Origin of the sequence: Flammeovirga kamogawensis (assembly GCF_018736065.1) — a bacterium.
Lineage (GTDB): Bacteria > Bacteroidota > Bacteroidia > Cytophagales > Flammeovirgaceae > Flammeovirga > Flammeovirga kamogawensis.
The window spans coordinates 792,496-805,139 of sequence record NZ_CP076128.1 but is presented as its reverse complement, the minus strand read 5'-3'; the positions used below and the strand labels follow the sequence as shown (position 1 = coordinate 805,139).

5 protein-coding genes are annotated in these 12,644 nt (G+C 30.8%); 4 read left to right on the top strand and 1 reads right to left on the bottom strand.

Annotation, left to right across the window (positions count from 1 at the left end):
* Positions 1–19 precede the first annotated feature (19 nt).
* The gene (locus KM029_RS03175; protein ID WP_144075336.1) at positions 20–2,449 is read right to left on the bottom strand and encodes a TonB-dependent receptor; all 2,430 of its coding nucleotides are present in this window, start codon (positions 2,447–2,449) and stop codon (positions 20–22) included.
* Positions 2,450–2,622: 173 nt separating this feature from the next.
* On the opposite strand from KM029_RS03175, the gene KM029_RS03170 reads away from it, so the two are divergent.
* The 4 genes from KM029_RS03170 (at position 2,623) to KM029_RS03155 (ending at position 12,644) form a co-directional block, all read left to right on the top strand.
* Positions 2,623–3,063, top strand: a complete 441-nt coding sequence (locus KM029_RS03170; RefSeq protein WP_144075335.1) for a DUF7832 domain-containing protein — start codon at positions 2,623–2,625, stop codon at positions 3,061–3,063.
* Positions 3,064–3,174: 111 nt separating this feature from the next.
* On the top strand, positions 3,175–8,439 hold the full coding sequence (locus KM029_RS03165; RefSeq protein WP_144075334.1) for a translocation/assembly module TamB domain-containing protein: 5,265 nt from the start codon (positions 3,175–3,177) through the stop codon (positions 8,437–8,439).
* The gene (gene tamL / locus KM029_RS03160; protein ID WP_144075333.1) at positions 8,429–10,744 is read left to right on the top strand and encodes a translocation and assembly module lipoprotein TamL; all 2,316 of its coding nucleotides are present in this window, start codon (positions 8,429–8,431) and stop codon (positions 10,742–10,744) included. Before KM029_RS03165 ends, tamL begins: the two co-directional genes overlap by 11 nt.
* A 229-nt stretch (positions 10,745–10,973) precedes the next feature.
* The gene (locus tag KM029_RS03155) at positions 10,974–12,644 is read left to right on the top strand and encodes an ABC1 kinase family protein (RefSeq protein ID WP_144075332.1); all 1,671 of its coding nucleotides are present in this window, start codon (positions 10,974–10,976) and stop codon (positions 12,642–12,644) included.

The window sequence follows — 12,644 nt, the reverse complement described above, 5'->3', positions numbered from 1 at the left end:
TATAAAGATAACAAAAAGTCTAGAGGTGCAAAATCATTTTCACATTGAAAAACCTCTGAGATAAAGTATTTGGAACAGCATATTGAGTTCCGTCATATGTAGAGACCCATGTATGCGATATTACATTATTATTTCCGAGAACATTTAAAATTTCTAACCCGATTGATAAATTCTTCATAAATTCTTCATTTGGGTTTTCACTATGCTTATTTAATGCTATTATTTTTAATAATCCTACATCTAATCTCATATAATCATTACCGCCACTAAAAGAATTTCTTAATTCTGGGTTATCAGGAGGGCCAAACGGCAATCCAGAACCATACATAAACCTAAGGTTCATTCTCATACTTGGATTATTTGGCAAATGATCTTGAAAGAACATAGCGAAAGTTACTCTCTGATCTGTCGGACGTCTAATATATCCTCTAGGATCACCGTCAATTTTTTCTTTAGTACTCATTACACTTAGAGAAACCCAAGATTGAGTTCCTGGGATGAATTCACCACTTAACCTTGTATCTATACCTGCAGCGTAAGCAACGCCTTCGTTTTCTCCTGAGTACCTAATTCTGATATTATCAACATCATAAGGTACAACGTTCCAAAGTTGTTTGTAATAAACTTCAGAAATCAACTTAAATGGACGTCCCCATTGTTTAAAGTTATAATCGAACCCGCCCATAAAATGGAGTGAGCCTTGTGCCTTTAGGTCCATGTTTACCGTTCCATCCGGTCTACGCATTTCTCTATAAAAAGGAGGTTGATAGTAAACACCTGAGGCAAACGTGAACACAAAATCTTTTTCCCATTCAGGATTAAAAGAATATTGAACTCTAGGACTAATATTCAATTCTTGATTTATACTCCAAAAAGTTCCTCTTACTCCAAGAGTAATTGCATGCTTATCATTTAATGATCTATATGTTGTTTGAGCATATGCAGAATACCTTTGAGACTGTAACGAATTTGTTGTTTTGATTTGATCTTCTACACTGATAATATAATCAGCAGAATCTAAAAATGAATATTCGTTAAGGTTATCATTTATATCTTCAAACTTTACCTGAACACCAAACTCTGTTTTGAAAAGATCATTATGTATTAATTCATTTCTGTTTTCTACAATAAAAACCTTTCCTTTAAGTGTATTTCTAGAGTATAAATATTCTCCCCCTAAACCTTTTTCAGTAACACAGCCGTTTATACCTGAGTTTGTACCATCTAAATCACATATTCTATAACCACTTTCTAAATTCGAACGTTCTCGTTCTTGCGTAATCATCGCAGAAGTAATTAAGTTCGATGAGAAATTGTCATTGAAATTATGAATCAATTTTAATCCTCCTTGGAATGTGTCATAATCTAACTGCTCTTTTCCTTCAAAAGCTATCGTTAAATTACTCACACCTTCTCCGGTTTGAAAATTGGTGCTTCTAGTACTTGGAAAAACAGAGTATCTATTAACGCCATAAGATAAAATAGCATCTAGGTATGTTTTACCATATTTGTCTTTTCCTGATAAATCAAAACTGAAATAAGACTGTACATCGCCAAATTTCGGTTTATATTCTCCTTGAGTTTGAAGTGTACTTAATAAGTATTCCGTTGATTTATAACGAGCACCAACTATTGCGGTATGTTTTTTATTTTTTGATGCTCCTTCAAGGGTAAGAGAACCACCTAGTAATGAAGCTTCTAATGTACCTCCAAAATTTAGAGGTTTTTTGTATTGAATATTTAATGATGATGATAGTTTATCACCATATTTTGATTGCCAACCACCAGAAGAAAACTCAATTTCTTGAACCATGTTAGTGTTCACAAAACTTAAACCTTCCTGCTGACCAGCTCTAGCAATAAAAGGTCGATAAATTTCTATGTTATTTACATAAACTAAATTTTCATCAAAGCTACCACCACGAACACTATAATCTGATGACAACTCATTATTTGAGGCAATACCTAAAGCACCACTAGCTACAAGTTGCTGAGTAAATTCACCATAACCAACAGGAATTTCTCTTAAATCTTCTCCTTTAACATAAATAGTACCCGCTTCATCTCTTGTTTCAACCTCTCTAGAATCAATAATTTTAACTTCAGATAGTTGGTAAATCTGTTTGAATAACTTTGTATCTAAAGTTTTGATTTCATCTTTATAAAGAGCGACTTGAAAAGCTCTAGGCGAAAACGACGGATGGTTAAAAAAGATGGTAACTGTACTATCTGAAGGAATAGTAAGAATATATGCCCCTTTATCGTTCGTTAAATAAAAATTGCTATTTGTGCTTCCTTCTTGCACGAGTGCTGATTTAATTGGATTTCCTAAAGAATCCATTACAACACCTCTTAACGTTGCTGTTTGTGCTTTTAACTCATTAGATATTGAAAAAAAAGAGACAAATGTAAAAAAAAGAAGTATAGATAACTTTAAGCTTTTAAGCATAATAGTTCAGATAGTTTAAAAAAATATGACTAACAATAAATTAGCACATCAGAATAATAGTACTAATTTAGTGATTTTAAAAACTTGTTTGCATCTTAGAGAAAAATATTTGTATGACTATATATTCTTTACCAGCTTAATTTCCTCTTTTTTATCGTTTTAAACTATCAATTATGTATAAAGTAAAAGACCATAACAGCAAAATTATTGATAACGCGAAAGATTACTTTGGCGTAAACTTCCCGGATGATCAACCACTTGATCAAGCATATCTACATATTGGCATTTTTATAGGATGGGCAGTAGAAAATGATTTCTTAGATGAAGAATTTAATGATGACTTTTTCAGTCTATTCATACGTTTTAAGAATAGAGACATCAATTCGATAATTCTTGCAGAAACTTTAGATGGAGTGGTTGAGATTGACTTTTTTAATACTGAAATCCAAGATTTTGTAAGAAATTATTACTCAAGTGGAGAGTATGTTCATGATTATAAAAATAGTTTAGGCAAAAATTTAGAATCTATTTTTCAAGTAGAAGATTCTTGGAAGAATTATGATGTAATGAAAGCTATTATTGAGAAGAAGTATAAGTTATGGTTAAAAAGCTAATCGATTAACATTTATATTTAAGAAATTCTTAAAATCAATCAGGATTTGTTTTTACCTTTAAAGGATATTTATTCTATCTAACTTAACAAGTAAAAACTTTTCTATTCGATAATGAAAGGAACTTTCAAACGAATATTTTTTGCAATACTCTTATTATTCATAATTCTATTAAGTACTATTTATGGAATATTAAGAGTTCCATATGTGCAAAATATTGCTGTAAATAAAATCACATCGTATGTTTCTGAACTCACAAAAAGTGAAATTAAAGTAGGTTACATAGCACTTGATTTTCCAAAAACTTTAGTATTAGAGAATGTAGACTTACAAGAGCCAAACGGAAATAATTTTGTACATCTTTCTAAGCTAGAAGTAGATGTTGATCTTGAAACTATTTCTTTAGAAAGAATAGTTATTAATGAAATTGGACTTCAGTCTTTACATACTTCTATAGAGGTTAATAGAGCAGGTGATTTTAATTTTAATTATCTTATCAATGCGTTTGCATCAGATTCTTCGAGTACAAATATAGAGGAGGATACAACGAGTTCTACAATTCCTCCAATAATAATTAACAATATTCAATTAACTGATCTCAGATTTCATTACTTAGATAGTGTAATGAACATTAAAACTGATGTGAAAGTAAACTCTCTGATAACAGAGATACCTTTAATTGATATTAATACCTCTACCTATAAGATAAACTCTATTGATCTCAATGGCACTCAAATAGATCATTTACAATTTGATAATGCAATTGTTGTTAACGAAGAGGATAGTACTAATACTGACGAAGCAACAAGTTTTTTATTATCATTATTAACGGCTAACATTAACAATTTCATTGTAAACTATACCGATAATACTACTCAAGACAAAGCAACAATAAAAGTTCAACAATTCTCTTTAAATAACCATTCTTTTGATCTTTTAAATCAAGATATAAAGATAGGGAACCTCTTTTTAGACAATACTTTAATTAGTTACTCAACCAAGAGTGATACGTCAAATGTTCAAGTAGAACCTCAAACTAGTTCTTCTCAATTAGTTTACTTAAAATCATTAGATATTGGTTGGAAAGTAGATGTGAATAAATCCTCCATAAATAATTTAAAATTAGTTTATGATGATAACCTTTACAAACCTACAATGGAAGGTTTAGATCCTAATCATATCTACTTTAATAAAATAGCTTTAGAGGTAAATAAATTAAGCGTATCTGATGATGAAATTAAAGCTGAAGTGCCTTCCTTAAAAGCATTTGAAAGAAATGGGCTGTCACTTACCAATTTTTCGACAGATATAAGTATTAAGCCTCAAGAATTACATATAAAAGATTTACTAGTAGAAGTAAATAACAGTTTTGTATATAATGATCTTTATTTAAAATACCCCAATTTATATACAATTGGAGATCATCTTGATAAACTTTATTTTAGAAATCACTTATTAAAATCACATATAAGTTTTAACGATGCTTTAATTTTTGATCCGTCATTAAAAAATGATAGTTCTATAAGCCCATTTATAACTCATAATATAGATGGTACTATGAAAATAGAAGGAACAACCTCAGACATGTCTATTTCTAATGGTAAAATAAGAAGTAGTTTAGGCTTAAATACTGATTTCAATGTTCAATTAAATAATGTTCTTTCAGAAGATTCTTTAAAATACCAAGTAGCAGTAGATTCATTAAACTTTTACACAAATACTTTAACTAGCTTATTTTTAGATGATTCACTTAAAGAATCATTCTCAATTCCACCTCATATTTTAGGAGATTTTGATTTAGCAGGTGATCTTAAAAATTTAAAAGCAAAATCAAATATTAGTCTATTACAGACAGGTGCCTTTAATTTTAGATTGCAGTTAAAAAATGAAGACGAATATAGTTTTGAAACAAATACTTATAACCTTAATGTTGGTCAAATATTAAGAGATTCAACAATTGGAAAAGTAAGTACACATCTTACTGCAAATGGCAAAGGCTTTAATATTGATTCTTTATTACTATCAAAAATTGAATTTCAATTAAAAAAAGCGGAATACAACAATTACGATTATGGTGGGTTAGATGTAGCTTTAGACATTGATAGAAAAGCTATTGTTTGGGAAGCAAATACACATCAAAAAGAATTAGCAATTGACTTAAAAGGAAGTGTAAACCTTAATGATAAACTCCCTACAGCATCAATAGAAGGAGATATTGAAAATGTAGATTTAAGAGCTCTAAACTTTATGGACGATTCTGTAAGTTTTGGTATGAAAGTAAATTCTAATACAATAGGGTTTGATATTTCTAATCTAAATTCAACTCTTGATTTAAGTGAAATAAAAATACAACAAGGGTTAGAAGAACAAGAAATACCATTTTTAAAAACTCATATAGAAATTGATAGTACGCATATACTCGGAAAGGTTGAATTAGAATCAATCAATGCTAATATATATTCCGACATTTCTTTAGATAGTTTACCTGTTGTATTAGAACGTTATTTTTCTCAGTATTTATCATCTAGAGAAATGATTGGTAGTCTACCTCCATCTAATGGAGTGATTACAGCTGAAATTAACATTGAAGATGGTGAATTACTTACCAAGGGAAATATTGAAGGTTTAGATACTCTAGAATTTAAACAATGTACTCTTAATTTTGATGCTGCTTCTAATAAATTAGATTTTGATTTAGACATTCCAAGACTAACATATTCTGATATCAATATTGATTCTTTATATGCTAAAATAGATGCCAATGGCTCTGTGCTTACTTACAACTTTGGGTTAGGATTATTAGAAATGATTGGTTATGAAGATTATGCCATCCATAATTGGTCTCTAAGTGGTAATGCAGAACATAATAATTTACGTGTGCAAATTGATGGTAAATCAGAAGATAAACTAGATGAATGGCTTTACATTGGAGGAAATTTAACACTTGATTCCACTACATATAAATATGTTTTTGATGATAGAATTAGAATCAATACAAACGACTGGAAGGTAGATAAAGAAAATTATATTCTTTCTTATGGTGGATTACCTTATGTAAATAAAGTACAGTTATCTAAAGATGATCAAAGTTTTGCTTTAAACTCAACTCAGTTTGATGAAAAGGATACTGTTTACTCTTTTACTATCCATGATTATTCTTTAGACTCAACTACTTATAATATAGATACTGATACATCACTCATAAACGGGTTAGTAAATGCTGATATCAAGATAGGAAACATCTATAAAGGAGGCGTTTTAGACGGAACAATAGATATAGCACAATTTGGTGTATTTAATAGTATCATAGCAGATATAAAGAGTAATGCTCGTAATACAGATAATATTGATATTTATGAAAATCAGACTTCTATAAATGGAGTGATTGGTAATATAAATGTTCAAAGTGAATATAATATTGCTGATACACTATCACCATTAGAAATGACTATAGATATTGATAGTTTATTGATTAAACCTTTCGAATATTTTGCTAAAGGATATGCTTCAAACTTCAGTGGTGGTTTAAACGGAAACATTATTTTTAAGGGACTTGGAAACGACCCAATGATGGTTGAAGGAAAAGTAGATTTACTATCTCCATCATTAAACATTGATATTTTGAATGTCTACTTCACAGGTACGGATGGTAATATTGTTTTTGATGATAAAGGAATACATTTTAATCAAGTAGGATTTAAAGATTCAGAAAATCGTTTGGCAGCACTTGGTGGAGATATCTTCACAAAAGACTACGAAGAAATGGATTTCAATATGAAATTCTCTGCTGATGATATCACGTTAATTAACTCTACTCAGAAAGATAATCCTGAATACTTTGGTAAATTGATAGTAGGTAACTTAACTAAAATAACTGGCCCTTTTGATCATTTAATTATTAATTCTACTACACGCATAAGTAGAGGTACAGACCTTACTTATGTTTATATGGATGGTGGTTTAGGTGAAATTGATACAGGTGATGACATTATTAATTTTGTAAATAAAGAAGATACTTTAGTAGTTAAGAGTAAAGCAGATAACTACGAAATAAAGGCTACAATTAACATTGATGATAAATCTAAATTTAAGGTGGTAATTGACCCAAGAGCTGGAGATGCACTAACTCTTGTAGGGGGTGGAACATTAAATTTAAGAATGGATGCAGGCGGAGACCTTGTAATGTCTGGTCAATATCAAATTACTAAAGGTGATTACTCAATGACTTTTTATCAATTAATGAATAAAAAGTTATTGTTACAGAAAGGTAGTTCTGTCTTATGGACTGGAGATCCATATAATCCTCAAGCAAACATGACGGCCATATATGAGGCGATGACATCACCTTATCCACTTGTTGTTAATCAAATAAATCAATCTGAAGCAAATAAATATAAATCAAAACGTAAGTTTAGAGTTTATATGAACATGCGCGGAGATGTTATTAACCCTGATTTATCTTTTAAGTTAGAATACCCAGAAGGCAGCCAAGGTGGTGATAAGATAGAATCATCTGTAGAATATCTAAATCAAGATGAGTCTCAACTAAACAAACAGGTATTTTCTCTATTAGTTTTAGGTACATTTTTAAATGATTCTGGAGGTGAAGGAGCTAGTACCTCTGATATGGTTACTGGTTCTGTAAGTTCCATTATTAGTCAACAATTAAATAATGTAACAGACAATTTAACTAATGGTTTTGTTGATGTAGATTTTGATTTAGACTCTTATTCACAACAGCAAGAATCTGGAACATCTAACAGAACAGATTTAGGTGTTACAGTTAAGAAAACACTATTTAATGATAGATTAAGTGTATCTGTGGGTGGTAAAGTTGCTGTAAGTGGTAACCAAGCTGTTAATAATAATAGTAATAATACTTTTAATACAGACTTTCTTTTAGAGTACAGCTTAATGGCTGATGGAACTTTAAAAAATAGACTTTTCAGACAAATTGATGCTCAATATTTCACACCAGATGTGTTTAAAACGGGTGTTTCATTAATGTTTACCAAAGACTATAATCAAGGGAAAGAACTATTTATTCGAAACCTAGATAAGAAAAAAGATATCCGTAAGAGAATGGGAATGATTAAGCGTTCTAATACAGGTGGTGGAATGATGCAAGCAAGCGGAGACTCAACAACTCAAGGTGGGGGTGGTATGATGGCTCCAGCAGAAGACAATGAAGCTGATCAGGATACTGTTAAAACGGTACTACCAGACTCTTTACAAACGGAATCAGAAACACCTTCTGAAGTGCCTTTAGAAACTGAAGAAGATCCCAAAAAAGATCAAAGTAATGTGATTATTTCACCTTTGATTTTACCAGCTAATCACAAACAATCGACAAGCCTTTTAGTACATCATGAAGAATAAATCATTAAGTCTTTTACTAATTCTTAGCGTCTCTTTGTTTGGGTGTAGTATAACTAAGTACCTAGAAGAAGATAGACGTTTTTATACAGGAGCCGAGATTAAGTTTAATCATTCTGATAGTATTAAAATTTCAGATGATTTTAAATATGATATTAATGAGGTAATTACTACCGAACCTAATTCTAAGAGTGGAGCGTGGTTTCATTTTAAAGGTGAAAATGCAAAACATCCAAAAGGGTTTAAGAAGTGGAAAGCGAAGACTTTTGGTAGTAAACCAGTTTATTATGACAAGTATATTACAGAAAAAACAACAGATTTAATTGATAACACTTTAGATAATGAAGGGTATTTTGGCTCTACAGTTCATTATAAAGAAATTATAGATAAGAATACTAAATCTGTTAAAGTTGTATATGAAATTGATATTAATGATCAACCATATATCCTAAATTCAGTAGACTGGGCATATACAAAAGATGATGTTTTTTCTAAAAAAATAAAAAGTTTAGAGAATGAAAGTCTATTAGTAGAAGGTAGTCGTTATAAGCTTGATGATTTTAGAGAAGAACGTGTTAGAATTAATAATTCTTTAAAAGATAGTGGCTTTTATTTCTTTAGTTCAAACTACCTAATGTTTGATTTAGATAGTGCAAAAGGAAATAGAACTGTAGATGTAAAAGCATATTTTAAAGAAATGCCCGACAAAGTAAAAAGAATGTATACTATTGATACAGTTCTTTTACAGCCAGATTTTGATTTAGATGGCTTAAATGTTGCCAAAAGAAATCATAAAACTGTTCAAATTGATTCTGGTATTATTTATAAAGGAGATCCTGTAAATTTAAAGCCATCTATTTTAGAGACAACTCTTCAGTTCAGACAAGGTGATATTTATAGTCGTCATAAACATCAAGCTACATTGAGACAGTTTTCTGGTTTAGGTGTTTTTAAATACGTCGATATGGATTTCACACCAAAACCTTCTGAAGATCCAGATTATGGAACGATGAATGTAAACGCTAAGATGTCTCAAGTGACGCTCCATTCTCTTTCTACTGAACTTGCGGTATCAACATGGTCAACTGGGTACACTGGTCCTGAATTAGACGTTACATGGAAAAATAGGAATACATTTGGAGGTGCAGAAAAATTATCGTTTACAGTTTACACAGGTATTCAAAAACAATTTGGTGGTAAAACAAATGGTGTAGATTTAATCTTCTGGTATGGTGTTGATGCTAAATTATCAATACCTAGAGTTGTAGCTCCCTTTAATGTGAGGCCTGGTGGTGATTTTTATATTCCTTATACAAATTTTGGCATTGGTTTTAAAAAGTATCATTTCTTCCCATCTTACAGTCTTAATTACCTTACTACCTCTTATGGTTTTGATTGGAGAACGAATGAAGCAATAAAACATACACTTGATCCTGTTGTCATAAGTTTTCAAGCAACAAGCGATACAACAAATATTTCTCAAGATATACCTTCACTTACAGAAGCATTTAGAAATCAGTTTATTCTTGGGTCTCAATATTCTTTTGAATATGCACCAAACTGGAATAAGAAAGTAAAGAATACAAGTTTCTATTATAAAGGTGATATTGCAATTTCTGGTAACATTTGGTATGCAATTATGAATGGGTTAGGAGTTCCAAAAAATCCAGAAACGGGGCAATATGAAATCTTTGGTAACCCTTATTCTCAATATGTAAGGCTAACAAATGACTTCCGTTTTTATTTCAAAACTTCAAAAAAAGGAGAAATGGCAACAAGGTTCGTTGTCGGTTACAGTAAGCCTTGGGGTAACTCATCAGCTTTACCATTTATTCAACAATATTTTGTAGGTGGTCCAAACAGTATTCGTGCATTTAGATCAAGAACATTAGGTCCTGGATCTTTTAATCCTGAAAAATTACAGAATTCGAATGGAACAGATGAAAATACTACTCAAACATTTGGACAACAAGCAGGCGATATTAAAATAGAGGGTAGTTTTGAATACCGATATGATCTTCATCAATATTTAAAATTAGCTGCTTTTGTTGATTACGGTAACGTGTGGTTAGCAAATGAAGACCCAGATAGACCTGGCGGTGAATTTAAGTTTGATAATGTTGTCAATGAGTTAGCATTAGGAGCTGGTGTTGGGGTAAGAATAGATTTACAGTTCTTCGTCATGAGATTTGACTTTGCTATTCCTCTAAGACTACCTTATGAGCCTGATGATGGTGTACAATGGGTTATAAAAAAACCAAGCTTTAATCAAATAGTATTTAACTTAGCAATAGGCTACCCATTTTAAGATCATTTTTTATAAAAAACATTACTTTATTCTAAAGAATGTGACTTGAAGTGATTTTTACTCACTAATTCTGTAATATTAAATTGTAGCATATAGATATTACAGTTATTTTTACATAGATTATGTCTGTATTTTTTAAGCGAAAAGTCAAAGGCCAATTCGGTTTATGATTTTCACTATTATTTACACGGATATATATTTATCATTTCAAGTACACATACCATATTAAATGCTTTTTTCAACCAAAGTAAAAAACTTTCAACGTCTACAAGAAATCATTAAGATACTACTCAAGTATGGTTTTGAGGATGTTGTTTCTAACACATCTTTAAGCCGATTTGTGCCTATTGATGATTGGAAAAGAGACAACAAACCTGTCTTAAAATTTAGTAGGTCAGAAAGGATTCGAATGGTTATTGAAGAGTTAGGACCTACGTTTGTGAAATTTGCACAAACATTAAGTAATCGTCCTGATATTTTACCACAGGATTTAATAGAAGAGTTTCAAAAATTACAAGATAGTGTTGCTCCATTTTCTGAAATAGAAGCAATGGCAATTGTTGAAAAAGAAACAGGAATGAACCTGAATGATTTTGTAACTTTTTTTGATAACAAACCATTAGGTGCTGCTAGTATTGGTCAAGTACACAGAGCTCGTTTAAAAACAGGGCAAGATGTGGTAATAAAAATTCAGCGCCCAGGAGCTAGAGAACAAGTAGAAACGGATCTTAGACTTTTAAGAGAGTTTATCAAACATACTGGGCATTTCTTTAATAAATATGGTATTCTTAATCCAGAAGAAATAATACAGACTTTTGAGGAAAGTATTATTAATGAATTGGATTATACAATAGAAGCTAAAAATATTGTTCAATTTAGGATTGCCAATAAAGACAATCAAAAGTTACACATACCTTACGCACACTTAGAATATACTACTAAGAAACTTTTAGTAATGGAGTATGTTAGTGGTTGCAAAATCACTGATAAAAGAACAATTGAATCTTGGGGTTTAGACTTAAAACAAGTTGCTTTAGATGGACTTCATTTATACTTAGATCAAATTTTCAATCAAGGATATTTTCATGCAGATCCTCATCCCGGTAATGTGCTAATACGCCCTGATGGGAAAATTATACTAATTGATTTTGGTATGATTGGACGATTAACAAAATATCAAAGATTTGGTTTAGCAAACTTTCTTACCTCAATGGGGCAAGGAGATGCCAGAGGGATGGCAATGCACCTAAGACGAATTGCCAAAGAAACGGACACAGACGACCCTAGGAAGCTTGAACAAGACCTTAATGAGTTAGTGGATAAGTTTGTTGTTCATTCTTCTAATGATGCCTCTATGGCAGATATAACAGGTACATTACAAGAGATTATCTATAGGAATAGATTGGCTGTACCCGGTTCAATATTTATGATTTTAAGGGCATTGGCAATTTTAGAAGGTATATGTAATGTTTTATGGCCTACACTAGAAGTACTGCCTGAAATTGAACCTTATGGTATCCGTTTATCAAAAGAACAATTTTCATTTAAAAATTTAAGTTCAGATTTTTACTATTCATTTTACCAAGTATCTTCTTTATTCTATAATTTACCTATGGAGGTGCGTTATATTTTAAAGAAAACAAGGACAGGTAAACTTGTAATAAATTTTGAACACAAAGGCTTAGAACCACTTATACATCAATTTAAAGATGCAGCGTCTAATTTAAACATTGCTTTAGTTATTCTTGCACTTTTAATTAGTTCATCAATAGTTATGACTGCACCAATACCTTATACTATGAGAAATAGTTTAGGCATGCCAATGGTTAGTTCTGTAGGCTACGGTTTGTCTTTAGTTTTGATGATTTATTTAACTTTCAAACCAAAAAAGAAAAAATAA

What these genes read in the sequence shown, in the direction of transcription:
- KM029_RS03175 (WP_144075336.1), bottom strand. Translation starts at nt 2,449, where the DNA reads ATGCTTAAAAGCTTAAAGTTATCTATACTTCTTTTTTTTACATTTGTC.
- KM029_RS03170 (WP_144075335.1), top strand. Translation starts at nt 2,623, where the DNA reads ATGTATAAAGTAAAAGACCATAACAGCAAAATTATTGATAACGCGAAA.
- KM029_RS03165 (WP_144075334.1), top strand. Translation starts at nt 3,175, where the DNA reads ATGAAAGGAACTTTCAAACGAATATTTTTTGCAATACTCTTATTATTC.
- tamL (WP_144075333.1), top strand. Translation starts at nt 8,429, where the DNA reads ATGAAGAATAAATCATTAAGTCTTTTACTAATTCTTAGCGTCTCTTTG.
- KM029_RS03155 (WP_144075332.1), top strand. Translation starts at nt 10,974, where the DNA reads ATGCTTTTTTCAACCAAAGTAAAAAACTTTCAACGTCTACAAGAAATC.